This is a genomic window from Streptomyces sp. NPDC005878 (genome assembly GCF_040629815.1).
GTDB lineage: Bacteria > Actinomycetota > Actinomycetes > Streptomycetales > Streptomycetaceae > Streptomyces.
In genome coordinates this window covers 41,397-66,484 of the sequence record NZ_JBEXWK010000009.1, presented here as the reverse complement: position 1 = coordinate 66,484, position 25,088 = coordinate 41,397, and the positions used below count along the sequence as shown (strand labels likewise).

The 25,088-nt window shown below is 73.1% G+C and carries 19 protein-coding genes; 2 read left to right on the top strand and 17 right to left on the bottom strand.

Annotated features, from left to right (window positions below; all coding sequences use genetic code 11):
* Window positions 1-47: 47 nt before the first annotated feature.
* A complete protein-coding gene (locus ABZ404_RS16365) occupies window positions 48-2,168 on the bottom strand; it encodes a DNA topoisomerase IV subunit B (protein ID WP_358833991.1) in 2,121 nt (706 codons plus the stop codon).
* 433 nt (window positions 2,169-2,601) lie between these two features.
* Here ABZ404_RS16365 and ABZ404_RS16360 point away from each other — a divergent pair, with 433 nt between their 5' ends.
* A complete protein-coding gene (locus tag ABZ404_RS16360; RefSeq protein ID WP_067165114.1) occupies window positions 2,602-2,832 on the top strand; it encodes a hypothetical protein in 231 nt (76 codons plus the stop codon).
* A 96-nt stretch (window positions 2,833-2,928) separates the two neighbouring features.
* Here the strand turns inward: ABZ404_RS16360 and ABZ404_RS16355 are convergent, their stop codons facing one another.
* The 9 genes from ABZ404_RS16355 to ABZ404_RS16315 form a co-directional block, all read right to left on the bottom strand.
* Complete coding sequence (locus tag ABZ404_RS16355) at window positions 2,929-3,759, bottom strand: serine protease (RefSeq protein WP_358833992.1); 831 nt, start codon at window positions 3,757-3,759, stop codon at window positions 2,929-2,931.
* Between the two features lie 155 nt (window positions 3,760-3,914).
* Window positions 3,915-5,459, bottom strand: a complete 1,545-nt coding sequence (locus ABZ404_RS16350; RefSeq protein ID WP_358833993.1) for an RNA polymerase sigma factor — start codon at window positions 5,457-5,459, stop codon at window positions 3,915-3,917.
* A 347-nt stretch (window positions 5,460-5,806) separates the two neighbouring features.
* Complete coding sequence (locus tag ABZ404_RS16345) at window positions 5,807-6,694, bottom strand: FadR/GntR family transcriptional regulator (protein WP_358837396.1); 888 nt, start codon at window positions 6,692-6,694, stop codon at window positions 5,807-5,809.
* 160 nt (window positions 6,695-6,854) lie between these two features.
* Window positions 6,855-8,615 carry an ATP-binding cassette domain-containing protein gene (locus ABZ404_RS16340; protein WP_358837397.1) on the bottom strand — a complete coding sequence of 587 codons (1,761 nt, stop codon included), beginning with the start codon at window positions 8,613-8,615 and terminating at the stop codon, window positions 6,855-6,857.
* A 270-nt stretch (window positions 8,616-8,885) separates the two neighbouring features.
* The gene (locus tag ABZ404_RS16335; protein WP_358837398.1) at window positions 8,886-9,656 is read right to left on the bottom strand and encodes an NUDIX domain-containing protein; all 771 of its coding nucleotides are present in this window, start codon (window positions 9,654-9,656) and stop codon (window positions 8,886-8,888) included.
* Between the two features lie 209 nt (window positions 9,657-9,865).
* On the bottom strand, window positions 9,866-11,782 hold the full coding sequence (locus tag ABZ404_RS16330; protein WP_358990513.1) for a glycogen debranching N-terminal domain-containing protein: 1,917 nt from the start codon (window positions 11,780-11,782) through the stop codon (window positions 9,866-9,868).
* 596 nt (window positions 11,783-12,378) lie between these two features.
* Entirely contained in the window at window positions 12,379-14,121 is a 1,743-nt protein-coding gene (locus tag ABZ404_RS16325) for a DUF4192 domain-containing protein (protein WP_358990482.1), read from the bottom strand.
* A gap of 225 nt (window positions 14,122-14,346) precedes the next feature.
* A complete protein-coding gene (locus ABZ404_RS16320; RefSeq protein WP_358837865.1) occupies window positions 14,347-14,802 on the bottom strand; it encodes a carboxymuconolactone decarboxylase family protein in 456 nt (151 codons plus the stop codon).
* 376 nt (window positions 14,803-15,178) lie between these two features.
* Window positions 15,179-16,405, bottom strand: coding sequence for a ScyD/ScyE family protein (locus ABZ404_RS16315; RefSeq protein WP_358833921.1), 1,227 nt, complete (start codon window positions 16,403-16,405; stop codon window positions 15,179-15,181).
* A 360-nt stretch (window positions 16,406-16,765) separates the two neighbouring features.
* On the opposite strand from ABZ404_RS16315, the gene ABZ404_RS16310 reads away from it, so the two are divergent.
* Window positions 16,766-17,848, top strand: a complete 1,083-nt coding sequence (locus tag ABZ404_RS16310) for a methyltransferase (RefSeq protein WP_358833920.1) — start codon at window positions 16,766-16,768, stop codon at window positions 17,846-17,848.
* A gap of 131 nt (window positions 17,849-17,979) precedes the next feature.
* Here the strand turns inward: ABZ404_RS16310 and ABZ404_RS16305 are convergent, their stop codons facing one another.
* Genes ABZ404_RS16305 through ABZ404_RS16275 form a run of 7 tightly spaced genes read right to left on the bottom strand, consistent with a single transcriptional unit; the run spans window position 17,980 to window position 24,886 of the window.
* Window positions 17,980-19,368 (bottom strand): nucleotide pyrophosphatase/phosphodiesterase family protein, encoded by a 1,389-nt coding sequence (locus ABZ404_RS16305; protein WP_358833919.1) that lies wholly within the window; start codon window positions 19,366-19,368, stop codon window positions 17,980-17,982.
* Window positions 19,365-20,534 carry a metabolite traffic protein EboE gene (gene eboE / locus ABZ404_RS16300; protein WP_358833918.1) on the bottom strand — a complete coding sequence of 390 codons (1,170 nt, stop codon included), beginning with the start codon at window positions 20,532-20,534 and terminating at the stop codon, window positions 19,365-19,367. The genes ABZ404_RS16305 and eboE overlap by 4 nt, the downstream gene beginning before the upstream one ends.
* Window positions 20,535-20,537: 3 nt before the next feature.
* Window positions 20,538-21,386 (bottom strand): TatD family hydrolase, encoded by an 849-nt coding sequence (locus ABZ404_RS16295; RefSeq protein WP_358833917.1) that lies wholly within the window; start codon window positions 21,384-21,386, stop codon window positions 20,538-20,540.
* A gap of 2 nt (window positions 21,387-21,388) precedes the next feature.
* Window positions 21,389-21,994, bottom strand: coding sequence for an EboA domain-containing protein (locus ABZ404_RS16290; RefSeq protein ID WP_358833916.1), 606 nt, complete (start codon window positions 21,992-21,994; stop codon window positions 21,389-21,391).
* A 5-nt stretch (window positions 21,995-21,999) separates the two neighbouring features.
* Window positions 22,000-22,866, bottom strand: a complete 867-nt coding sequence (locus ABZ404_RS16285) for a sugar phosphate isomerase/epimerase family protein (RefSeq protein WP_358833915.1) — start codon at window positions 22,864-22,866, stop codon at window positions 22,000-22,002.
* Entirely contained in the window at window positions 22,863-23,747 is an 885-nt protein-coding gene (locus tag ABZ404_RS16280) for an SCO3242 family prenyltransferase (RefSeq protein ID WP_358990479.1), read from the bottom strand. The genes ABZ404_RS16285 and ABZ404_RS16280 overlap by 4 nt, the downstream gene beginning before the upstream one ends.
* A complete protein-coding gene (locus ABZ404_RS16275) occupies window positions 23,744-24,886 on the bottom strand; it encodes an inositol-3-phosphate synthase (RefSeq protein ID WP_358832664.1) in 1,143 nt (380 codons plus the stop codon). The genes ABZ404_RS16280 and ABZ404_RS16275 overlap by 4 nt, the downstream gene beginning before the upstream one ends.
* Between the last annotated feature and the right edge of the window lie 202 nt (window positions 24,887-25,088).

The window sequence follows — 25,088 nt, the reverse complement described above, 5'->3', positions numbered from 1 at the left end:
CCGCGCCGCGGTCGCGACACGGAACCCGGCCATGGCCGTGCGTGTCCCTAGGCGTCGATGCGGGACCGGTCCAGCGTCGCCGCCGAGCTGGTGATGAACTCCTTGCGGGGCGCCACCTCGTTGCCCATGAGCAGGTCGAAGACGTGCTCGGACGCCTCCAGGTCGCCGATGTTGATCCGGCGCAGGGTGCGGAAGCGCGGGTCCATCGTGGTCTCCGCCAGCTGGTCCGCGTCCATCTCGCCGAGGCCCTTGTAGCGCTGGATGGTGTCCTTGTACCGGACGCCCTTGCGCTGGAACTCCAGCAGGGTCTGGCGCAGCTCGTTGTCCGAGTACGTGTACACGTACTTGTCCTGGCCCTTCTTGGGCTGGACCAGCTCGATGCGGTGGAGCGGCGGGACGGCGGCGAAGACCCGGCCCGCCTCGACCATCGGGCGCATGTAGCGCTGGAAGAGGGTCAGCAGCAGGATGCGGATGTGGGCGCCGTCGACATCGGCGTCGACGAGCAGCACGATCTTGCCGTACCGCGCCGCGTCGATGTCGAAGGTGCGGCCCGAGCCCGCTCCTATGACCTGGATGATCGCGCCGCACTCGGCGTTCTTGAGCATGTCCGAGACGGACGCCTTCTGCACGTTGAGGATCTTGCCCCGGATCGGCAGCAGCGCCTGGAACTCCGAGTTCCGGGCGAGCTTGGCGGTGCCGAGCGCGGAGTCCCCCTCGACGATGAAGAGCTCGCTGCGCTCCACGTCGTCGCTGCGGCAGTCGGCCAGCTTGGCCGGCAGCGAGGAGGACTCCAGCGCCGTCTTCCGCCGCTGCGCCTCCTTGTGCTGACGGGCCGCGATCCTGGTCCGGGCCGCCGCGACGATCTTGTCCAGTACGGCACGGGCCTGCGCCTTGGCGTCCCGCTTGGTGGAGGTCAGGAACGCCTTCAGCTCCTTGGCGACCACGTTGGCGACGATCCGGTTGGCGGCCGAGGTGCCGAGCACCTCCTTGGTCTGGCCCTCGAACTGGGGTTCGGCGAGCCGGACGGTGACCACCGCCGTGAGGCCTTCCAGCGCGTCGTCCTTGACGACGTCGTCCTCGGCGACGCGCAGCAGCTTCGCCGAGCGCAGCACCTCGTTGACGGTCTTGGTGACCGACCGCTCGAAGCCGGCGACGTGGGTACCGCCCTTGGGGGTGGCGATGATGTTCACGAACGACTTCAGGTTCGTCTCGTATCCCGTGCCCCAGCGCAGCGCGATGTCCACGCCGAGCTCGCGGGTGACCTCGGTGGGGGTCATGTGGCCGCGCTCGTCCAGGACCGGGACGGTCTCCTTGAAGCTGCCCTGGCCGGTGAGCCGCAGCACGTCGCAGACGCCCTTGTCCTGGGCCAGGTACTCGCAGAACTCGCTGATCCCGCCGTCAAAGCGGAACGTCTCTTCCTTCTTGCCCTCGCCGTCGATGCCGCGCTCGTCGCGGACGACGATGGTCAGACCGGGGACCAGGAAGGCCGTCTGGCGCGCCCGCTGGTGGAGCGTGTCCAGGGAGAGCTTGGCGTCCTTGAGGAAGATCTGGCGGTCCGCCCAGTAGCGGATACGGGTGCCGGTGCGGGTCTTGGGCACGCGCTTGCCCTTGAGCAGCCCGCTGGAGGGGTCGAAGGGGGCGTCGGGACCCTGCTCGGTGAACATCCCGGGCGTGCCGCGCCGGAAGCTGATCGAGTGCGTCGCGCTGTTGCGGTCGACCTCGACGTCGAGGCGGGCCGAGAGCGCGTTCACCACGGACGCGCCCACGCCGTGCAGACCGCCGGAGGCGGCGTAGGAGCCGCCGCCGAACTTTCCGCCGGCGTGCAGCTTGGTCATGACGACCTCGACGCCCGACAGACCGGTCTTGGGCTCGATGTCGACCGGGATGCCCCGGCCGTTGTCCCGCACCTCGACCGAACCGTCGTCGTGCAGGATCACCTCGATGAAGTCGCAGAACCCGCCCAGGGCCTCGTCGACGGAGTTGTCGATGATCTCCCAGAGGCAGTGCATCAGGCCGCGGCTGTCGGTCGAGCCGATGTACATGCCCGGGCGCTTGCGGACCGCTTCGAGGCCTTCAAGGACGAGCAGGTGCCGCGCGGTGTAGTTGGAGCCGTCCCGGTCGGCGCCGGAGAGCAGCGCAGTGGACGGAACGGACGTCTCGGCGGTCACGCAGTTCGCTCCTCGCTGAATTTCAATTCGCCCCCTGGTGGGTAGGGGGCCGGCGTCGGTCGCCGGTCAGAGGGTACCGAGGCCTGGTAGAGCCGTTGTCACGCCACCCTCGGCAGATACTCATGCTAGTCCAGCGTCGTATGCATGTTCGATCCCTCGTGGGGGTGATACGGATGTCACGTTCCCATCCAGGCATGAACCATTTAGGCTCCGGGCACGTCCTCATGAACAACCGGCAACCCCGCCGGGAGGACAACCGAGACAAGCAACGCGAAACCGTAGAGCACCGCAATACGGCTCATTCGCCGCCAACCGGCAGCAGACAGCCACCTCGACCAAGAAGTTTCGAGGAAAAGGCACGAGCGGGAACGTTTTCGGCCTGGTTGGATGTTGACCCTGGTACGACAGCTCGTCGAGCTAGAGAAGAGGCGACGTGACTACTGTTCTGACCCCCGCGAGCCCCCTGACGGCCGCTGACCGTTGCGACCGCTGCGGCGCACAGGCATACCTGCGTGTCCTTCTGACCAGCGGCGGCGAACTGCTCTTCTGTGCTCACCACGGACGCAAGTTCGAGCCGGAACTGAAGAAGATCGCCGCTGAGATACAGGACGAGACGGACCGCCTCACCGCGGTGCCCGAATCCGCAGGCGAAGAGGATCGCTGAACCTCGCACTGACGACGAGCCAGGGCCGGTCCAGGACCGGCGACGGGCGGCCGCCCCCGTGTGGGGCGGCCGCCCGTTCTCTTGGCTCGCGCGCCGCTACAGGGGCGCCGCGTTCGGTGACGGGCCGACGAACGCGGAGATCCGGGTGTAGACCCCCGGGTTCTCCGCCTCCCCGCAGCCGCTCCCCCAGGACACCAGGCCCACCAGCCGCCCCATCGCCACCAGCGGCCCCCCGCTGTCGCCCTGACAGGCGTCGTGGCCGCCCTTGGGATCGCCCGCGCAGACCATGGTGGCCTTCAGGTACGCGTCCCCGGAGTTCCCCGGGTAGGCGTGCTCACAGGCCTTGTCCGCCAGCACCCACACCCGGGTCGAGCGCAGCGATGCCGCGTAGGTGCCCCGCCCCGTCGTGTCACCCCAGCCGTAGACCGTCGCCGGGGTGTCCGGGGCGTACGCCGGATCGCCCGGCCCCGCGAGCCCGATGACGTACGACTCGGGCAGCGCGCTCGCCAGGGTGAGCATCGCGATGTCACCCGAGTTGCTGACCGGCTTGTAATCCGGGTTGACCCAGGTGTCCCGTACGGCGACCTCCTGGCCGGTGGTGCCGCGCAGCTCGGAGCGGCCCGCGATCACCTTCAGGTCGTGCATTCCGTTGGTGCCGAGCACCTCCTTGCTGAGGCAGTGCGCGGCGGTGATCACCTTGGTGGGCGCGACCACCGCTCCCCCGCAGAACTGACCCGCGCGCGCTGCTCCGAACCGGAGACGACTGGAGAGCGCGACGGCGTACGGGCTGTCCTTCACGGAGGCGGGCGTGCCCCCGATGACCACACTGTCGGCGGCGGCCGGCACGGGTGCGGCCAGCGGTACGGCGGTGGCGGCGGCCGTGAGGGCCAGCGCCCCGCGCAGCGCTCGGACGGTGGGGCGTCGCATACGGTCTCCTGACTCGGGGTGACACGGGCACACACCCAGAGTCAACGAGGCATTGACGCCTCGCACCCGCTCGGACACGCGCGAGGGCCCGGCTCCCTTGCGGAAATCGGGCCCTCGGTCACATCCGATCCGTACGACAGGCGTACGAACGCGACCTAGTCGAGGTAGTCGCGCAGCACCTGCGAACGCGACGGGTGGCGCAGCTTCGACATGGTCTTCGACTCGATCTGACGGATGCGCTCACGCGTCACTCCGTAGACCTTGCCGATCTCGTCCAGGGTCTTCGGCTGGCCGTCGGTGAGGCCGAAGCGCATGGAGACCACGCCCGCCTCGCGCTCCGACAGGGTGTCGAGGACCGAGTGCAGCTGCTCCTGGAGAAGCGTGAAGCTGACCGCGTCGGCCGGGACCACGGCCTCGGAGTCCTCGATGAGGTCACCGAACTCGCTGTCGCCGTCCTCACCCAGGGGGGTGTGCAGCGAGATCGGCTCACGGCCGTACTTCTGGACCTCGATGACCTTCTCCGGGGTCATGTCGAGCTCCTTGGCCAGCTCCTCCGGGGTGGGCTCGCGGCCCAGGTCCTGGAGCATCTGGCGCTGCACGCGCGCGAGCTTGTTGATGACCTCGACCATGTGCACCGGGATACGGATGGTGCGGGCCTGGTCGGCCATCGCGCGGGTGATCGCCTGACGGATCCACCAGGTGGCGTACGTGGAGAACTTGTAGCCCTTGGTGTAGTCGAACTTCTCGACCGCGCGGATCAGACCGAGGTTGCCCTCCTGGATGAGGTCCAGGAAGAGCATGCCGCGGCCCGTGTAGCGCTTGGCCAGCGAGACCACGAGGCGGAGGTTGGCCTCCAGCAGGTGGTTCTTGGCGCGGCGGCCGTCCTCGGCGATGATCTCCAGCTCGCGCTTGAGCTTGGGAGCGAGCTTGTCGGCGGCCGACAGCTTGTCCTCGGCGAACAGACCGGCCTCGATGCGCTTGGCGAGCTCGACCTCCTGCTCGGCGTTGAGCAGCGGGACCTTGCCGATCTGCTTCAGGTAGTCCTTGACCGGGTCGGCGGTGGCGCCGGCGACGGCGACCTGCTGGGCGGGTGCGTCGTCCTCGTCGTCGTCGGAGAGGACGAAGCCCTTGTTCTCGCCCTCGGCCTCCTCTTCGTCACCCTTGCCGGGCGCGACGTCCTCGAGCAGCTCCTCGCCCTCGACGACTTCCTCGTCGCCCTTCTTCCCGGCGGTCTTCTTCGCGGCCGTCTTCTTGGCCACGGCCTTCTTGGCGACGGTCTTCTTCGCGGCCGTCTTCTTGGCGGCGGCCTTCTTGGGCGCCTCGGCGTCGTCCGCCGACGCGTCCACGGTCTCGGCCGCGGGGGCCGCGGTGGCCGCGACGGTCTTGGTCACGGTCGTCTTGGCCGCGACGGTCTTGGTGGCGGTGCGCTTCGCCGGGCTCTTCGCTGCGACGCTCTTCCGGGTGCGCTTGGGAGATTCCGCGGCACTGACCATCAGCGTCACACCCTCTTCCTCGAGGATCTGGTTGAGGCTGCGCAGAACATTCTTCCACTGGGTTGGCGGAATCTGGTCGGCTTCGAAGGCCCGACGCACGTCATCGCCGGCGATCTGCCCATCAGCCTTTCCCCGCTCGATGAGCGCCATCACAGACTCTGACTCGGCGATCTCCGGCGGGAGCGTACGGGATGTGCTGGCCGACACGAACAACCTCTCGGAACGATGGAAAACGGCTTCCGGCCCCGCCCATGATCGGGCCGGAGCCGACGACCGTCGACTGGGGATTGTGCCGACGGCGCGGGCTGAACCTCGGAGCTGCACAGCGCCGCGTTCGGCTGCTGTATTCCTTCCTCGGCTGTTACCTCTTAGGTCATCGCACGGTTCCGAGGAGTGTTACGCCCAATCTACGTGGCCCGAGTCACACCCCATACACGACATAAAGGCCACCAGGGGTAAAGTGCCCATAATCGCGTCGCCGGACCCCCCGAGGTCCGGCGACGCGTCCTTCCTCCGGGCGGGGCGGCGGGGCCTCGCCCGGCCGCGCTCCGCCCTCAGTGCTCGCGCGGCGCGGGGACGACGCGCTCCACCTCGGGGTGGACGGTGAGCAGCTGCCGCATGGCGGCCTCCGCGGCCGTCCCGTCGGCGCCCGCCAGCGCGTCCACGATCCGGGCGTGGTGGGTGAGGGCCACCTCCGAGTGGCGGTCACAGCCGGTGACCGGTCCGCCGGAGACCTGGAGGGCGGCGCCGACGATCCCGGAGAGGTGCTCCAGCATGCGGTTGCCCGCGGCCTGGATGAGCAGGGAGTGGAACTCCGCGTCGGCCCGGGAGAAGGTGATCACGTCACCCTGGGTGAGGGAGTGGCCCATGATCTCGACCATGTCGCCGAGACGCTGCTGGAGGTCCTCGCGGCCGTGCCCCGCGGCGAGGCGCGCGGCCAGCGGCTCGATCGTCCAGCGCAGCTCGCTGAGCTCGCGGCGCTGGTCGTCGCGCTGCGGCCCGAAGGCCCGCCACTCGATGATGTCGGGGTCCAGCAGGTTCCAGTCGCTGACCGGACGGACCCGGGTGCCGACGTTGGGGCGCGCGCTGACCAGGCCCTTGGCCTCCAGGACGCGCAGCGACTCGCGGACGACGGTCCGGGAGACCTCGAAGCGCTGGCCGATCTCCTCCGGGACCAGCGGGCGGTCGGCGCCGAGATCGCCCGAGACGATCATCTGGCCGAGCTGCTGGACGAGTTGGCCGTGCAGTCCTCTCCCGCGGCTGCCCGCCGCGCGCCGGCTCACCCGGCCGAGGTCTGCCTCGGCTCCGTCCCAGGCGGGGAGGGAGACGCGGTCGGCGCCGCGCGCCTCCGCGTAGGGGTAGCGGTCGAGTTCGCCCGGTCCTGCGAGGCCGGAGTCGGCGGCGCGGGCGGTGGTCATCATGGTGTGCGCAAGGGTACTCACGCATCCTTTGTCGGCCGGTCTTCGACGGCCCTTGAGGTCTTTGGTGAAAAGCACACGAAAGGGTGATCTCCGCACCCCTCGCAATTGACGCTTTATCGGAAAGAAGCGGTCATTCTCTGGGGAGTTGTGACCCTCCGCACACGCCGGGGCGCGAGCGGGGTCACCAACGGGCCCTCCCGCGAAGGCCGGTGACCACGTAGGCGCAGAGCAGCACGGTGAGCGACAGCGCGAGGGCCGCGCCCCGCGGCCGGGCGAGCAGGTGCAGCGCGGCGGCCAGTCCGTCGTCCAGCAGACGCGGCCAGCGCAGCCAGGCCACCTCCCGCAGCCGGGCCGGGAGTCCGGCGACCGAACGCGCCTGCGGCGCCGCCAGCGCCTTCTGTACGAGGGGGACGACGGCCACCGGCACCGCCAGCACGGCGGCGAGCCCGGCCGCGGTGGCGCGGAAGATGCCGGCCGCGAGCAGCCCGGCCCAGGCGCAGCCCACGGTCAGCCCGGCCCAACTCGCCGCCAGCGAGGGCCAGTCCGGCGGAATCCGCACCACGTCGCGGCCGTAGAACAGCCGCAGGGCCTGGGCGTCCAGGGCGACGGTGAGCACGGCCAGCAGGAGGGCGGCCCCGGCCGAGACGACGAGTTTGGCGAGGAGCAGCCCGAGTCGGCGCGGGACGGTGCCGCGGTCGGCAGCGAGCGCGGGGTAGCGGTACTCCTCACCGAAGGCGAGCGCCCCGAGGATCCCGGCGGCGAGGGCCGCGGGCGGCAGCGGCAGCAGTCTCGGCCACGCGGCCACCAGGTGCGGCAGCGGGGTGTGCCCGGTGCGCCCCAGGACGGCGGCGAGCGCGACGGAGCTGAGGAGCGCGGCGCCGAGGAGCACGTACGTGGTGCGGACCCCCAGGAGGCGCCTCAGTTCGTAGCGCAGGGGGCGGAGGGGGGTGCGGGGCAAGGCGGGGGTAATCGGGGGGCGCGGGGGCGGGACGGAGGCGCCGGGCGGGGCGGGCGGGATTTCGCCCGGGGCGGTGGTGGCGGGGGCCGGGCGAGGGGCGGGGGCCGCCGGGCCGGTGTCGGCGACCTCGTCCGTGAGGCGGTGGACGAGGACGCCGTGGCGGAACGCCGTCTCACCGACCTCGGCGCAGCTCGCGCCGTAGACGGAGAGGTGGCTGCCGTCCTCCGTGACCACCTCGACCGAGCGGCGTGCGGCCCGGGCCTCGCGGCTGACCAGGGCGCTCAGGCGGGCGGCGTGCGGGGTGGCGACGGCCACGCGGGGGCGCAGCCGGGTGCGCGAGAACTCCGCCACGTCCTGGTCCGCGACGAGGCGGCCCCCGTCGATCGTGACCACCCGGTCGGCCACCCGGGCCGCCTCCTTGGGGTCGGCGAAGGTGCACAGCACGGTGCCGCCCTGCTGTGCGTGGCCGCGCAGCAGCCCGTACAGCCAGCTGTTCTCGCGGGGCGAGAGGCCCTCGGCGGGCTCGTCGAGGACCAGGGTGTGCGGGTCGCCGAGGAGGGCGGCGGCCAGACCGAGCCTGCGGTCCATGCCGAGGGAGAGGGTCGCGAGCCGCTGGTCCGCCAGGCCGTCGAGGCCGACGACGTGCAGCATCTCCTCGGCGCGGTCGGCCGGGACCCCGGCGACGGCGCACATGAGGCGGAGCTGTCCCCGGACGGTACGGGCCGGATGGCCCGGCACGTCGCCGAGCAGGGTGCCCACCTCGCGGGCGGGGTGGGCCACCTTGTGGAGCGGGCGGCCCCGGAAGTAGGTGACGCCCCGGCCCGGTTCGAGCTCCAGCATCAGGCGCAGGGCCATGGTCTTGCCGGAGCCCGGGGCGCCGAGCAGGGCGGTGATCAGGCCCGGCCGGGCCTCGAAGGTCAGGTCGTCCACCTCGGGCGGACGGTCGCGGCGGGGGGTGCTGGTGAGTCCGATGGCCTGGAGCATCGCTTCTCTCCCGGGGGTGAGACCGCTCGACGGCACGGCGGGAGGGATGGGTACCGGAGTAACATAACGCGACATTTCGGACTTTTTATGCAAGCGGGGGTCTGCGCGCGCCTGCGTTTTGTGCGCCAGCGCCTTGTGCGCCAGCGCCTTGCGTGCGGGGCGGGGGCCGGTACCACCCCACGCCCCGGTGGGGGTGCGGGGCGAGCCCGGGTAAGGCGTGCCGGCCCGCCGGGCAGGCCCTCTGCCAGATCCCCCGGCCAGATCCCCCTGTCAGACCTCCGGGCGGAGCATCGGGGGGTTCAGGAGGGTCGCGCCGCCCGCGCGGAAGAGCTGGGCGGGGCGGCCGCCCTGGCGGGTCGTGGTGCCGCCGGACGGGACCAGGAAGCCCGGGGTGCCGGTCACCTTGCGGTGGAAGTTGCGGGGGTCGAGCGCGACCCCCCACACCGCCTCGTACACCCGCCGCAGCTCTCCCACGGTGAACTCGGCCGGGCAGAACGCCGTGGCCAGCGACGAGTACTCGATCTTGGAACGGGCCCGCTCCACGCCGTCCGCGAGGATCTGGGCGTGGTCGAACGCGAGCGGGGCGGGCTGCTCGTCCTCGCGGCCGAAGCCGCCGTCCTGGCTCAGCAGGTCCTCCACGGGCGCCCAGCGCGCGCTGTGCGCGTCGCCGCCCGCACGGGGGGCCGGCAGGTCGGGGGCGAGCGCGAGGTGCGCCACGCTGACGACCCGCATCCGGGGGTCGCGCCGGGGGTCGCCGTACGTGGCGAGCTGCTCCAGATGGGCACCGTTGCCCGGGGCCGGGGCGGTGGCCGCCGGGTCCTGGGCGCAGAGTCCGGTCTCCTCGGTCAGCTCGCGGGCCGCCGCCGCCGACAGGTCCTCGTCGCCCCGGACGAAGCCGCCGGGCAGCGCCCACCGCCCCTGGAACGGCGGCTCCCCGCGACGGACGACCAGCGCGCACAGGGCGTGGCGGCGCACGGTGAGCACGACCAGGTCGACGGTCACGGCGAAGGGCGGGTAGGCCGACGGGTCGTAGGGAGACATGGAGCGATCATAGTCGTCTCCCTGACGATAAACACGCCCTCGGGCACGGCCGGTCGTACCTTCTTCCCCGGCCGCCCCACGCGCTCCCGCCGGGTCGGCCCCGCCACGGTTCCTCACCGCGTCGGGCCCCGCTCCCCCGACGCCCTCCGCCCGCGTCTCGACGGCCGGCGCGGCCTCCCGCCCGGTCCCGGATTCACCCAGCACTCCGTTCAGCCTCCCAACTGGAGCCGGTCGGCGGCCTGCTCGACCATGCCGACGCCGAGCCTGCTGACCCGTACGGCGAAGGGCTCCCCCGCCACGCTCAGCCCCGACAGCCGCACCGCGCCGAGCGGCGCCGACCGGACGGGGCAGAGGGCGACCGTGCCCGCCGGTGCGTCCGGACGGATGCCCGCGAGCGTGGTGAGCAGCTGGAGCGCCGAGGCGGCGGCGACGGCTGCCGGGCGGCACGCCGCCGGGTGCGGCAGCGGAGCGCTGTTCGCGGTGCGGTGCTCCCCCGCGAACATCTCGGGCAGCCGGTAGCCGAACGCCTCGGCCGCGTCCAGGAGTCCGCGCAGCAGGCCGCTCGCCTCCTTCTCGTACCCGGCGGCCGCGAGGCCCGCCACGGCGACGGCCGTGTCGTACACCCGCACCGCGCCCGCGCGGTGGCCGAACGGGTTGTAGCCCGCCTCCTTGGCACCCAGGCCGCGCAGCCCCCAGCCGGAGTCCATGGCCGGGCCGCCCAGGAGCCGGGCGAGCTGTTCCGTCTGCACCTTGTCGAGCAGCCCCGGGGCGAGCCGTCCCGCGCCGAGCAGGCCGGTGTCCAGGAGGTGGGCGGCGCCCGCGCCGAGCGGGGGCAGCCGACGGCCGTCGGCGGTGCGGGCGGCGGCGGGGCGCCCGCCCGCCAGGTCCTCGATCCAGAACTCCTCCCGGAACCGCTCCCGCAGCCCCGCAGCCCAGGCGGCGCACTCCTCGGCCCCCGGTCTGCCGCACTCGCGCAGCAGCTCGGCGCCCAGGACGGCGGCGCGGTGGGCGTGGGCCTGGGTCTCGGCCCGCGCGAGCCCCACCGCCGGGCCGGGCTCGCCCAGATACCCGTCGTCACCGGTGCACGCCCGCAGCCAGCGCAGACACCGCTCGGCCGTCGGCAGCAGCTCGGCCACCTCGGTCTCGGCCAGCCCCCAGCGCCGGGCCTCGGCGAGCACCACCGGGAACGCGAGGGTGGCCTCCACTCCGGTGCAGCTGGGCGGCAGATGCGGCCCCGCGTCCCGCAACGGCCCCGGGATACGGCCGAACTCCCCTACTGGCCCCTCCAGTTGGGTACGGGCAACGGCCCGCAGGGTCGCCGCCGCAAGCCGGGTGGAGAGCGGCAGGGCCATCCGGGCGGCCCAGAGCGCCTCGGCCGGGGCCGGGCCGGTGCGCCAGGGGACGCCCGCCGCCACGTGCACGTCCAGCGGGTGCGCCGGGTCCCGTACGAGCAGGGCCCGCAGGTCGTCCAGGCCACTCTGGAGCAGCGGACCGACCCGGGGGTCGTCGCCCTCCGCCTCGGCCTGCGGCAGCGAGTGGGTCGCGGCCTGGCCGGGCGGCCGGGCGGGGCGGTCGGTGCGGATGTGCAGCTCGATCGTGTACGAACCGCCCGGGGGCAGCTCCACGTCCCAGCGCAGGACGCCCGCCGAGGCGAGCGCGTCGGCCGGGGAGGGGTGGGCGCTCACCACGGCGTGCGCGTCCGCCGTGGTCCAGCGCATGCCCGAGTCGTGGACGCTGCCCGGCAGTTCGGGGCCGCCCCGGCCCGCCGCGACCGCGCCCAGTTCGGCCAGGTCGGTGCCGAGCTCGATCTCCACGGGGAGCCGCAGGGGGCGGGGCGAGGAGCTGCGCAGGGTGATCCGCTCGCTGCCCTCGGCCTGGCGCAGCCGCTCGACGGTGATCTCGGGGTCGGGACCGCTGTCGGCCGGGGTGCGCACCACCGCGAAGAAGCGGGCGCGGTCGGCCGATATGGGTCTGCCCTGAAGGGCGATCGGCTCCCGCCCGGCCACCTTCAGCTGACAGCGCGCGAGCAGCCGGCGCCCGTGCCGGTAGAACCCCTCAAGTCCGTGCCCGGTGAGCTGGCCGTGCTCGGCCGAGACGACGAGACCGGGGAGGGCGACGGAGATCAGGGCGGCGTGGAGCGGCGGAAGTCCGGCGAACCCGGGGCCGGGGGGCGCCCCGGGGGGCCGGGTGGTGGGCGTGGGTGCCGATGCCGCTGCCGGGCGCCGCCTCGGACCTGGGGAGGGCACGGGCCCGGCCCCGCGCCGCGTTTCGGGCGGACCGCTTGGGGCGGGGGCGCGAAGGGGGACGGTACCGGGGGTGGGGGCGCTGACTCGGGGAGGCGTGACTGCCCCGGGGACGCTGGCGCTCCTGGGAAAGGCATGGGCGCGAGCAGGGTGATCGGGTTGGCCATCACTCCCGGGAGGGGCGTCTCTCGGCACATCGGCGCAGGCTGACGCATCAGCGCGGGAAGACCCACCGGTGTCGGGAAGCGCGTCGCCCCAGGGAAGGGGCGCGTCCCCCGGTGGCTCGTCGGCCCGGGAGAGGGGGTTCGCCCGGGACGGGGCATTGGCCCGGGGAGGGACATTGAACGCCATACCTTGCCTTCCGAGCGCTCCGGCCGCATGCGTGGATCGGGCGGACCGCCCTCGCGCGGTGCCCTCCTCGTGAACGCGGCGGGCCGTGCACGGGTCACGGAGCGACACGGCGTGGCGTCGGCCCGGCCTCATTGGTCCGTCCCGTCCCGCCGCCCCGTCCGGCTGATGCGCCTGGCCCCGCGCCGGGCGGACCCAGCCGTCGTGGACCCGTTGCCATCGGGAAGGGTGGATGCGGGCATCCCGCCCTTCCGGTTGACCGGAGATTTCCCCGAAGCCTTGCGGCGCGGCCTGAACCGGCGCGGGGGCACGGCGGCGTCCGGATCGAGCGAGGAGACCGGTACCGGGGCGCCGGGCCCGGAGGCCGGTACCGCCTCGGCTCCCGCGCCGAGCGCGGCAGACGACCCCGCTGCACCAGGCCCGCACTCCGCCCCCGCCCCCGCACCGCTCGACGCACCGGCCACCGAACCCGAAAACGGACCTGGACCTGGACCTGGGCCGGGAGAACCAGGCCCGTTCCCTGGGGCCGCCCCCGCGTCCGCCCGCGCGATCGACCCCGGAACGCCGCCTCCGGGCTCCCACCCCGCCTCAACCCCCGTCCCCAGCTCGGGAATCCACCCCGAGGCACCCGCCCCGTACACCCGAGCCATTCCCGCGTCGGCTCCCCGCCCCGGTTCCGGGGTGCCGGGCGCCCAGACCGCGCCGTCCTCCGTCAGGGGCGCTCCCTCCCGCTCCCGCCTCTCCTCGCGCAGGCACCTGCGCAGCGCTTCCGGGTCCAGGCCCTGGTTGCAGGCCTGGTGGAGGAGTTGGGCGAACTGGTAGTCCGGGTCCGCGCGCAGGGCCAGGCCGAGGGCGACCCGGGCGGCGGGCTCGTCGCCCGTCGACCAGGCCACCCAGCCCGCCAGCGTGAGCGGGGCCGCCGCGTGCTCCCCGTAGCGGCCCACGCAGCGGCGGGCCAGGGCGCGCCACAGGCGCAGGGCCGGGGCCGCGTCCGGGCCCTCCATCCATTCGGCCGCGCGGTCCCGGGTGGTGCGGTCCTGCAGGCCGAGGAGCAGGGCCGCCGCTTCCTCGTGGGTGATCAGGGCGTCGTCCAGCGCGTCCGCGTCTGTGCGGCCCGTGGCCGGGGGCGCGCCGGAGAGGCGGCGCATCACGCGGCCCGCGAGGTCGAGGGTGTTCCGGCCGACCCGCAGCCGTTCCTCCTCGTCCAGAACGCGGGGCACCAGCGCCGCCTCCTCGGCCGCGAGCGCCCGCTCCTGGTCGACCGCCGCCGGGCGCCGCCACGGGGCGAGGCGTGCCTCCATCTCCCGCAGCGAGCCCCGGACCTGGAGGCCCGCGAAGGTCGCGGCCGCCGCCAGCACAGACGTACCGGGCAGTGCCAGTACGTTCCCCTCCGGCGGGCAGCAGCGCGCGTCCGGGCAGCAGTACGACCAGTACCTCCCGTCCGAGATGCACAGCGCCTCCAGGACCGGGACGTCCAGGGCGCCGCACGCCGTCCGCAGCAGTTGCGCCAGCGGGCGGAGCCTCTCCATGACGTGACCAGCCGTCGTGTCCCCGAGCGGGTCCGGGTCCTGGCAGAGGAACACGATGATCCCGTCCGGGCGCGGCCCCCGCCGCTCGCTCCCCGCCACCAGGCACTCGGCCAACTGCTCGGCGACATGCGGCCATTCGCCCGGCGCACGCGGGATGCCGAGCCGGAGCCGCCCGCCGAAGCGGCCCCGGCGACCGTGGAGGGCGACCATCACGATGGAGTCGGTCGGATGGAATCCCATCAAATACGGGAGGGCGTCGGCCAGATCGGCCGGGTTGCGCAAGGTGAGCTGCGGGTCGTCTTCGGGCAGGCCGTGGGAGCCGTGCGGTTCGCGGTGCTTGTTCATGCCCCGACGGTCCCGCGCCGGGCCACCCCTCACCAGCCCTGTGGATAACCTTGTCCACAGGCGAGAACAAGCCACCGGGAAACCCTTCACACTGAGGGGCGGTGGGGTTGTCGCGTCTCGTCGCGCGACCGCCGCACCGCCCCCTCGGTCCAGCTCCGCGGCCGAAGCCGCAGCCACGACTGCCCGGTCCCGCGGGGCCGTGCCGCACACCCCGCTAGACCGCGCCTACCACTTCTGGCCGGCCTGCTGCTTCGTCGTGGCGTTGAGCCGGTTGAACAGGTTGCTGACGGCGATGTGCAGCACGAGCGACGCCAGCTCCTGCTCGTTGAAGTGCTTGGCCGCCTCGTTCCACACCGCGTCCGGGACCGGGTCCTCGCGGTCGTTCAGGCGCGTGACGTGCTCGGTGAGCGCCAGCGCGGCGCGCTCGGAGTCGGTGTAGAACGGGGTCTCGCGCCAGGCGCCGACGGAGAAGATCTTCTCGTCGCTCTCGCCCGCCTTGCGCGCCTGGCCGGACGCGGACTCCACACAGGGGCTGCAGCCGTTGATCTGGCTCGCGCGCAGGTGGCTGAGCGCCAGCAGACCCGCCGGGACACCGCCCGCGTACGTGGCCTTGTACAGGCTCTGGATGGCCTGCATCGCGTCCGGGAGGACCATCGCCGGGTTCTGCATGCGTGCTTCCATGACTGCTCTCCTTCAGAGATCTCCAGCGATCGTCCTGCGGCGATCGCTCAGCGGTGACACCGGCTCGATCCCGTCGGTCGGAATCCCGTGTCACAGAACTGACGGGTCCCGCCTCAGGAGTGTGACCGCGGAACGGGAAGAATTTTTTCCGCGACCTTGTCCCCATCCCTCCCGCGGCCTTGCCCCCACCCCTCCCGCGGCCTTGTCCCCATCCCTCGCGCACCCCTCGCCCCGCCCCTCCCGCGGCCTTCCCGCGCGGACGACGAAGCGGCCCCGCAAGGCGTCAGGTGCCTTGCGGGGCCGCACGTCGCACACCGGCCGGAACCGACCGGCCGGCGCCGCTCCCGGCGTCAGGACCGGGACCGGAGTAGGACTACTACGGGGTGACCTTGATCAGCTGGCCCTCGGTGCCGACCGAGTTGTTGGTCACGTAGATCTCGTTGTTCGGACCCACGGCCAGACCGGTGGACATCGCCAGCTTGCCGTCGGTCGGGATCTCGGTGACGGCCTTGGTCTTGAGGTCGATCCGGTTCAGCTTGCCCGGCAGCGGCGGGCCCTGCTGCTGGAAGCCGCCGGTCAGCGTCAGCGCGATCAGGTTGCCGTTCTTGTCCGCCGCGAGGTCGGTGACCGCGGTCAGACCGCTGGCGAAGACCTCGGCGCGGTGACCCGGCACCAGGCGCCAGATGCGCGAACCGCCGGGGCGCAGACCGCCCATGTCGGCGATGTAGAACGCGCCGTCCGCACCCTTGACGATGCCGCTGGGCACCGCCTGGACCTTGACCGTGCCGTCGGCGGCGACCGTCTTGGTCTGCGGGGCGAGCGACTCCAGGACCTTCTTCTCCTTGGCCGACGGGGCCGCGCCGGCGCCCGGGGCGGGGAGCTCGTTGTCCGGGAAGATCGCCTCGGTGGTGGTGCGGCCGCCGAAGCCGACGCCGACCAGGTCGTTGGCACCGGCGTCCGTGACCAGGAAGCCGCGGCCGTTGCGGGCGAAGCGCCAGGCGTTGCTGTGGACCGACGCCTCCTCCGGGTTGGCCGGGTGGCCCAGCACCCAGTCGGGGTCGAGCAGCGTCTCGTGCTTGACCGGGTCGCCGACGACCCAGCCGCTGCCCGTCTGCAACGTGCCGAGCTTGGCCGCGTCCGCGCCCAGCTTGGCGCGGTCGTCGGTGCTGCCGCCGAAGCCGCTGAGGACGAGGTAACCCGACCCGTTGGCCTCCACGTCGTTGGGGCCGGCGGCCGAGATCGGCTCGTACGGGTTGGTCGGGGCCACCGCGGCGGAGGCCAGGCCGGTGACGACGCGGCCCTGCTGGGTGCCCTTGACACGGTAGACGGAACCGGTCAGTCCGACGCACTTGGTGCCCGGCGCGCAGCCCGGCTTGCCCACGCCCGACTCGGCGATCAGGATCGTCCCGTCCGCCTGGACGGAGAGGCCGCGGGGGTTGTTGAGCTTGCTCGCGATGACCTCGATGGACGCGGCAGCGGCCTTGGCCTCCTTCGGCGAGGACGGCGAGGCCTGTGCCGGGCCGGGGATCAGCGTGACGGCCAGGGTGCCCACGGCCGCCGCCGCCACGAAGGCCCCACTCCAAGACCTGCGTATTCTCGACATGTCTCTCCCTCATCATGGCGTGCCCCCGTCATTGGGAGCCGTCTCAACGGGCGCCACGATAGACGCTTCTACCTCAACCGTCCTGTATTCGCAGGTAAGTTGTAAGCCTGTCCGACTGCGATCCATCCGCAGTTGCACACTTGATTCGCACTCGGAATTCACTGGGGTCGAACTCGTGCGGGCAATTTCGGCCAACCGGCCCCCGGTTTTCGCGCGTTGAGTGGTTGTTCGGCGCGGTGCGCGGCTCTAGAGTCTGCCGGGCGACGCCCATAGTCGGCGACATAGTCGACGCCGTAGTTTCCGGTATCCCGGTAATTGAGACTCTTGATACCGCTGCGCAACCGCCCACGGAGGATACGCATGCCCCCAATTCCGCCCGCCCGAGTCGTCCGCATCGTCGAAGGGGTGCGCGCGCGGGTGCAGCGCCTCGCCCAGCTGATGGTGCCCGCGCCGATCGCCGTCCTCGAACTGGCCCAGGGTGCCTGGGTGTCCCAGGCGATCTACGTGGCGGCCGAGCTCAGGATCGCCGACCAGCTCGCCGACGGCCCGCTGTCCTCGGAGGAGATCGCCCGGCGGATCGAGGCCGACCCGGACGCGGTCCACCGCCTGCTGCGCGCCCTCGCCAGTTACCGCATATTCAGCGAGCAGAGCGACGGCCGGTTCAAGCTGACGCCGATGGCCGACGCGCTGCGTACCGGTACGCCGATGTCGATGCGCGACATGGCCCTGTTGACAGGCCACCCCGCGAGCTGGGAGGACTGGGGTGCGCTCATCCACACGGTGCGCACGGGCCAGCCGAGCCTGGAGAAGAACCGCGGGATGCACGCGTACGAGTACCTGGGCCAGAACCCGGAATTCGCGGAGATCTTCCTCAACGGCATGGGCACGCTCTCGAATATGGAGACCGAGCCCATTCTCGCCGCGTACGACTTCTCCAAGTACAAGACCCTCGTGGACGTCTTCGGCGGCCGTGGCGGTCTGCTCTCGGCGATCCTGAAGAAGACGCCCCAGTCGAAGGGCATCCTCTTCGATTCCCGGGCGGACGAGCTGGGCGCCCACGCGTTTCTTTCGGACGAGGGCGTCGTCGACCGGGTGGAGATCGACAAGGGTGATCTCTTCGGTCCGCTGCCGGCCGGCGCTGACGCCTATCTGCTGAAGCACATTCTGCATGAATGGCCGGAGCCGAAGGCGCTGGAGATCCTCAAGAACACACGTGAGGCAATCAGCCCCGACGGCCGGCTGCTCGTCATGGAATTCGTTCCTCCGGAGGGCAACGCGGCGCACCCCGCCAAGCTCGTCGACCTGTGGCTGATGATCCTGGTCGGCGGCAAGGAGCGCACCGCCCGCCAGTACGCGGAGATCCTGCGGGCCACCGGCTTCCAGCTCGACCGGGTGGTGCAGACCGCCGCGGGCGTCTCGATCGTCGAGGCGCGCCCGGTCTGACCGGCCCCGGGCTCTCGCCGCCCGTACGAAGAGGCTCCCGGCGGATCGTTTCCGCCGGGAGCCTCTTCCGTCTTCCGTCTTCCGTCTTCCGTCTCCCGTGCCGGAAGCTTCTTCCGTCACGGGCGCGCGCGTTACCCCAGCCCCGCCAGCCTCAGCAGCAGCCCCTTCACCTCGGTGGCCGCCACCTCCTCGCCCACCGCGTCCGGAGCCGAGCACAGCAGCAGCGGCCCGTCCCGCGGGTCGTCGGGCAGCCGCCCGTGGCTGCCGCGCACCGGTGAGGGGTCCAGCGGGACGACCGCCATCCGGTAGCGCATCCCGAGCTTCTTGCGGGCCAGCGCCTTCGCGGCCTTGACCTTCACATACGGGTCGAGGGGGTCCATGAACAGCTCGACCGGGTCGTATCCGGGCTTGCGGTGGATCTCGACGAGCTGGGCGAAGTCCGGGGCCCGGTCGTCGTCGAGCCAGTAGTAGTAGGTGAACCAGGCGTCCGGCTCGGCGACCGCGACCAGTTCGCCCGAGCGCGGGTGGTCGAGGCCGGAGCTCTTCTTGCCCTCGTCGTCGAGGAGCCGCTCGATTCCGGGGACGTCCGCGAGGGCCTCGCGCACGGCGTCGAGGTCCTCGGGGCTGCGGACGTAGACGTGCGCGAGCTGGTGGTCGGCCACCGCGAAGGCGCGGGAGGCCATCGGGTCCAGGTACTCCATGCCGTCCTGGGTGTGCACCTCCAGCAGACCGGCGCGGCGCAGGACGCGGTTGATGTCGACGGGCCGGCTGACACGGGTGATGCCGTACTCCGACAGCGCCACCACCGTGCGCCCGGCCGCCTCGGCGTCGTCGAGCAGCGGTGCCATGGCGGCGTCCAGGTCGGCGGCGGCGCGGTAGGAGCGCGGGTCGTCGGGACCGTACCGCTGGAGGTCGTAGTCCAGGTGCGGCAGGTAGCACAGCGCGAGGTCGGGGGCGCGGGTCGCCAGGATGTGGCGGGTGGCGTCGATGATCCACTGGGAGGAGACGAGATCGGCGCCGGGGCCCCAGAAGTGGAAGAGGGGGAACGTGCCGAACTTTTCGTGGAGTTCGTCGTGCAGGGCCGGCGGCCGGGTGTAGCAGTCGGGCTCCTTGCGGCCGTCGGCGTAGTAGACCGGGCGGGGGGTGACCGTGATGTCGGTGTCCGCGCCCATCGCGTACCACCAGCAGATGTTGGCGACCGTGTAACCGGGGTGGGCGCGCCGCGCCGCGTCCCACAGCTTGTCGCCCTGGACCAGGCCGTTGTGCTGGCGCCAGAGCAGGACCTCGCCGAGGTCGCGGAAGTACCAGCCGTTGCCGACGACGCCGTGCTCGGCGGGGAGCGTGCCGGTGAGGAAGGTCGACTGGGCCGCGCAGGTCACGGCGGGCAGCACCGTGCCGAGCCGGGCCAGGGAGCCCGAGCGGCCGAGCGCCCTGAGCCGGGGCATGTGCTCCAGCAGCTTGGGGGTGAGGCCGACGACGTCCAGGACGAGGAGCGGGGTGGGCGCGGGGGCGTCGGTCATGGCAGTTCCTTGAGGCCGAGGTCGGTCAACAGGTCCCGGGCGAGGCCGATTTCGGCGGCGATGCCGTCGGCGAGCTGGTCCCGGTCACGCGGGCGCAGCTCGGCGGGCAGGGCCTGCCAGGTGTACGTCTCGACCTCCAGGTGCCGGGTGCGCGCGACCGGGCCGCCGACCAGGACGGCCAGGGCCTCGCGCAGGACGGGCAGCGTGGAGGTCAGCGGCGCCGCGGGCCGCGCGTGCAGCGGTACGTGGAAGTGGGAGCGCCAGGGGGCGGTGTCGGGCAGGGCCCGGCCGGTGAGCGCCTCGTCGAGGTCGTCGGTGCCCAGGAGCGCGGCGCCGCCGCGGGTGCGGGTCTGGTGCAGGAAGCGCGGTTCGGCGAACTGGGCCAGCGCGGCGCGCACGTCGGGCCTGCCGGGCTCCTCGGCGTGCAGCGCGGCCGACAGCTGGGCCTTGGGGACGGTGATCCCGGCGGCGTGCAGCGCGTCCAGCGCCGGGCCCGGGTCCTCGAAGGAGGTCGCCAGATGGCAGGTGTCGACGCAGACGCCGATCCTGGGCGAGCCGATCGCGGTGAGCGGGGCGATGGCGTCGGCGGTGGTCTCGACCGTGCAGCCGGGCTCCGGTTCCAGGCCGATCCGGACGGACTTTCCGGTCTCCTCCTCCAGCGCGTCGAGGCGCGCGGCCAGCGTGCGCAGCGCGGTGTGCGCCGCCTCGGCCGCGGCGCCGTCGAAGCCGGTGCGCCAGGCGAGCGGGAGGGTGGAGATGGTGCCCTCGGTGACGTCGTCGGGGAGCAGTGCGGCGAGCAGCCTGGCCAGGCCGGTCGTGTACGCGAGCCGTTCGGGGTCGGTCCAGTCCGGCTTGTAGACGCGGTACTTGACCTCCTCGGCGCCGAACCCCTCGTACGGGAAGCCGTTGAGAGTGACGACCTCCAGGCCGCGGGTGTCGAGGGCGCGGCGCAGGCCGCGCAGCGCGGCCTGGTCGGCGTTCAGCTCGCGGGCGGCGTCCCGGGCCAGCCAGAGTCCGATGCCGAGCCGGTCGGTGCCCAGCCGTCGGCGGACCGGCTCGCAGTGGTCGCGCAGTTGCGCGAGGATCCCGTCGAGGGTCTCGGCGGGGTGGACGTTGGTGCAGTACGCGAGGTGGAGCGTGGAGCCGTCGGGGTGGCGCAGTCGCATGGGCTACTCGCCGCCGCGCAGGATGGAGTTGCCCTCGTGCAAGGCCTCCGGCGCCGCCACCGACAGGTCGAGGCGGCCGCTCAGCCCGTAGAAGGCGACCGGGTTGCGCCACAGCACCAGGTCCACCGCGTCCTCGTCGAACCCGGCCTTCAGCATGGCGTCCGCGACCTTGCGGGTCTTCAGCGGATCGCTCCTGCCCCAGTCGGCGGCCGAGTTGACCAGCACCTTCTCCGGGCCGTACTCGTCGAGGATCGCGACCATCCGGTCCTCGTCCATCTTGGTGTCCGGGTAGACGGAGAAGCCGAGCCAGGCGCCGCTGTCCTTGGCCTCGCGCACGGTCGTCTCGTTGAGGTGGTCGAGCAGCACCCGGTCGGGGGCGAGCGCCGACTCGCGGACGACGGCGACGGTGCGGCGCAGACCGGTGAGCTTGTCGCGGTGCGGGGTGTGCACCATCGCGGGCAGGCCGTGCTCGGCGGCGAGCTGGAGCTGTACGGCCAGGGCGTGGTCCTCGGCGGGCGTCATCGAGTCGTAGCCGATCTCGCCGACGGCGACCACGCCGTCCTTGACCAGATAGCGGGGCAGCTCGTCGAGGACGGGCGTGCAGCGCGGGTCGTTCGCCTCCTTGGGGTTGAGGGCGATCGTGCAGTGGTGGGCGATGCCGTACTGCGCGGCCCGGAACGGCTCCCAGCCGAGCAGCGCGTCGAAGTAGTCGAAGAAGCTCGCGGGCGAGGTACGGGGCTGGCCCAGCCAGAAGGCGGGCTCGACGACCGCGCGCACGCCCGCCGCGTACATCGCCTCGTAGTCGTCGGTGGTGCGGGACGTCATGTGGATGTGCGGGTCGAAGATACGCATGGTCAGGACTCCTCGGCCCCGGTGAGGGCCAGTACGCGGTGCAGGTCGTCGGGGACGGGGCGGCCGGCGGCGGCGCGCTCCTCGGCGTAGTCGCGGAGCATCCGGGCGAGTTCCGTGTCGCCGTGGGCGCGCTCGCGCAGGGAGGCGACGGCGGCCACGGGCACGGCGGTGAACAGGCACTTCAGTACGGCGTGCCGCCAGGCGTGCGGGTCCAGGTGGGCCGCCGCGTAGGGGCCGACGGCCGCCGCCACCAGCCGGGTGTCGTTGGCCCGCAGCGCGTCCTCGACGAGCGGCACCCCGGCCGCCGGATCGATGCCGAGGCCGGGCAGGGCCAGCAGCACCGCGCGGCGCTCGGCGGCGCTGCCCTGCTGGTAGATCCGGGTCGCGGTGGCCGCGTCCACCCGGGCGGTGCGCAGCAGCAGGACGCGGGCCTCGTCGACGGCGTCGGCGCCGAGGTGGCGTCCGGCCGAGGCGAACCGCAGCTCCCAGGGGGCGGTGCCGTATCCGGCGGAGGGGCGCTCGGCGGTGTGGGCCGCCTCGGCGAGCGCCTCGTCGAGCCAGGCGCGGGCGGCGCCGCCCAAGCGCGCGTCGAGTTCCGCACGAGACATCACGGCTAGGCTCCCTTCGGGGCCGAGGCGGCACCGGCGGTCAGCGGGCGCAGGAACTCCATGGAGCGGCGGGCCTGTTCGGGGCCCGCGTGGGAGTGGCGGGGCAGCTCGACGACGGTCAGACCGTCGTATCCGGTGGCGGCCAGCGCCGCCAGGACGGGCGGGAAGTCGATCTCTCCGTCCCCGAACGGCAGGTGCTCGTGGACCCCGCGCCGCATGTCCTCGATCTGGACGTGCCGCAGCCAGGGCGCGGCGGCACGCACGCACTCCGCGGGCGACTGCGGCTCCAAGCACTGGCAGTGGCCGATGTCGAGGGTCAGCCCCAGCGGTTCCGGGTCGCCCAACTGCTCGCGCAGCCGGTGGAAGTCGGCCACGGTGGCCAGGAGATGACCGGGCTCGGGCTCGATCGCCAGCGCCACACCCGCCTCCGCGGCGGCGTCGACGACCGGGCCGAGCGCCTCGCCCAGAAGCTTCCAGGCGGTGTCGTCGTCGGTGCCCTCGGGCGTGATGCCGCTGAAGCAGTGCACGGCGTGCGCGCCGAGGTCGGCGGCGACGCGGACGGCCGTCACCAGCAGTCCGGTGCGGCGGGCCCGGGCGTCCGGGTCGGGGTCGAGCAGGGACGGCCCGTGCTTGCGCCGGGGGTCCAGGACGTACCGGGCGCCCGTCTCCACGGTCACGCCGAGGCCGAGCTCGTCGAGGCGGCGGGCCACCGCCCGGGTGCGCGCGGCCAGTCCGGGCGCGAGCGGGTCGAGGTGCATGTGGTCGAGGGTGAGCCCCACGCCCTCGTACCCGAGGTCCGCGAGGAGGGCGAGGGCGTCGTCGAGGCGCAGGTCGGTGAGGCCGTTGGTGCCGTAGCCGAGGCGGAGGCTCATGTGGGGCTGACCTTTCGTGCGAGCGTGCGGGCCACGGGGATGAGCCCGGCCAGCGCGGCGGCGGTACGCACCGAGCCCGCCCGCGCCGCGAGGGCCGCCTGGAGCGGGATCATCGCCTTGATCCCGCCGCCGACCGCCCGCTGGGTGAGCGGGGGCGAGGGGTTGAGGACGGCGTGGAGGAGGGGCCTCGCGGCGGTGGCGGCGTAGGTCGCGGCCAGGCCCGCCCGCGCCAGGTCGGCGGGTGCGGGGCGGGACCCCGGCGACGGCACGGGCCGGGCCGTGAGCGCCCCCAGGGTGAGCGCTCCGGCCAGGGCCGCCAGCGGCGCGGCCACCGCGCCCCCTTGCGTCTCGTGCCGGGAGACGGAGGTGACCGCGTAGGTGTGCGCGCCCAGCGCCGCGGCGGGGAGCAGGGAGGGCCTCGCCACCGTGCCGCCGGTGGCCGTCGCGCCCAGGAGGAGGTCGAGGGAGCGGGCCGCGGCCATCGCCGCCGGGCCCGCCGCGGTGTGCTTCAGACGCAGGTCGTACGCCCACACCGTGCTCGCGAGCGCGGTGGCCACCAGACCGGCGGGGCGTCCCGCGCGGTGGGCGAGCGCCAGGCCGGCGGCGGTGAGGCCGGCCGCCGCCGCCAGGGCCGCGGCGGGCTTGACGCGGCCGGACGGGATGGGCCGGTGCGGGCGGTCGACGGCGTCCTCGGCGCGGTCCGCCCAGTCGTTCAGGGCCATGCCCGCCTCGTACAGGCACAGCGAGGAGCCCACGGCGAGCGCGGTGCGGCGGTCGGGGCGCAGCCCGGCGGACGCCGCCCCCGCGAGGGCGTCTCCGGGAACGGTGAACAGGGCGGAGATACGCAGGAGTTCGGCCCAGTCGCGCAAGCCCTGCCTCACCGGGCCTCCCGCAGCCGCTCGGCGAACGCCAGCAGGGCGCCGTACTGCTCGGCGAGGGCCGAGGAGCCGCCGTCCGGGTCCTTGAAGTAGAAGCCCAGCTCGGGGCGGGGGCCGGTGAGGCCGGCCTCGTGGGCGCGGGCGGTGAGGCGGGCCAGGTCCAGGACGAGCGGCGCGGCGAGCGCCGAGTCGCAGCCCTGCCAGATCGTCTGGAGGACCATCCGCGAGCCGAGGAAGCCCTCGAAGGCGATGTGGTCCCAGGCGGTCTTCCAGTCCCCGAGCGCGGGCACGTCGTCGATGTGCACCTCCCCCTCGGGCAGCGTGCCGAGGTTGTCCTCCAGGACACGGTTCTTGCCCGCGTTCTTGGCGGCGGCCGCCGCCGGGTCGGCGAGCGAGGCCCCGTCTCCGCCGCCGAGCAGATTGCTGCCCGACCAGGCCCGTACGGCCAGGGCGCGCTGGCGGAACATCGGCGCGAGCACCGCGCGGAGCAGGGTCTGGCCGGTCTTGCCGTCGCGGCCCGCGTACGGGACGCCGGCCGCCTCGGCGGCGCTCTCCAGGGCCGGGTGGCGCAGTCCGGTCGACGGGGTGAAGTTGACGTACGCGCATCCGGCGCGCAGGGCCGCCGCCGCGTAGAGCGAGGAGGCGGGCAGCCGGGGGTCGCCCTCGGCGGGCGCGGGCTCGGTGGAGGAGACGTTGACGACGACGGTGCGGGCGACGCCCGTACGACGGGCGAAGTCCGTGAGGTCGGCCGCGAACGCGGCGATGAGCTCCTCGTCGTCGCGGGTGTCGCCGGGCAGCGGGCCGCCCATGCGTATCTCCTCGTCCGCGGCGGCGAGTTCGGCGCGCACGGCGGCGGGCAGGGTGTGCGGGAGGACTCCCCCCGCGGCCAGTTCCTCGGCGCGCTTGGGCAGCGGGCTGCTGGCCACGTCGTGGCCGCCGAAGACGAAGGACGACAGCTCGGGAAGGCCGGCGCCGGCGAAGTCGGGGCTCTCGGTGACCAGGCCGGTGGCGGGCTGGAGTCCGGCGGCGACGGCGGCGCAGCCGGCGACCGCCGTGGTGGCGACGGAGCCGCGGGCTCCGATGAACCAGACCCCCGTCCTGGGGCCGTTGTCGCGGGTATCTGCGTAAGGGGACACGGACAGCCTCCTGGTTACGTCAGCGCGTTGAAGCCTTTCCAACCTGACGGTGGTGGCGGCTGGTTGGGCAGCTGTTCGAACGTATCGATGATCCGCCCGCCGGCGGACGGATGCGGGTGTGCCGCAGTTGCACGGACCAACGCGAGGAGTGCCGGTGCGGGCGTTCCTCCCGCGACCAGCACTCCTCCTCGTCGTTCCGCACGTGTAC

Bases quoted from the DNA above. Each gene is read 5' to 3' on its own strand.
- ABZ404_RS16335 (WP_358837398.1), bottom strand. From the start codon at position 9,656: ATGTCTCCCTACGACCCGTCGGCCTACCCGCCCTTCGCCGTGACCGTC.
- ABZ404_RS16290 (WP_358833916.1), bottom strand. From the start codon at position 21,994: ATGTCTCGTGCGGAACTCGACGCGCGCTTGGGCGGCGCCGCCCGCGCC.
- ABZ404_RS16340 (WP_358837397.1), bottom strand. From the start codon at position 8,615: ATGCTCCAGGCCATCGGACTCACCAGCACCCCCCGCCGCGACCGTCCG.
- ABZ404_RS16355 (WP_358833992.1), bottom strand. From the start codon at position 3,759: ATGCGACGCCCCACCGTCCGAGCGCTGCGCGGGGCGCTGGCCCTCACG.
- ABZ404_RS16305 (WP_358833919.1), bottom strand. From the start codon at position 19,368: ATGACCGACGCCCCCGCGCCCACCCCGCTCCTCGTCCTGGACGTCGTC.
- ABZ404_RS16320 (WP_358837865.1), bottom strand. From the start codon at position 14,802: ATGGAAGCACGCATGCAGAACCCGGCGATGGTCCTCCCGGACGCGATG.
- ABZ404_RS16325 (WP_358990482.1), bottom strand. From the start codon at position 14,121: ATGAACAAGCACCGCGAACCGCACGGCTCCCACGGCCTGCCCGAAGAC.
- ABZ404_RS16315 (WP_358833921.1), bottom strand. From the start codon at position 16,405: ATGTCGAGAATACGCAGGTCTTGGAGTGGGGCCTTCGTGGCGGCGGCG.
- ABZ404_RS16310 (WP_358833920.1), top strand. From the start codon at position 16,766: ATGCCCCCAATTCCGCCCGCCCGAGTCGTCCGCATCGTCGAAGGGGTG.
- ABZ404_RS16285 (WP_358833915.1), bottom strand. From the start codon at position 22,866: ATGAGCCTCCGCCTCGGCTACGGCACCAACGGCCTCACCGACCTGCGC.
- ABZ404_RS16295 (WP_358833917.1), bottom strand. From the start codon at position 21,386: ATGCGTATCTTCGACCCGCACATCCACATGACGTCCCGCACCACCGAC.
- eboE (WP_358833918.1), bottom strand. From the start codon at position 20,534: ATGCGACTGCGCCACCCCGACGGCTCCACGCTCCACCTCGCGTACTGC.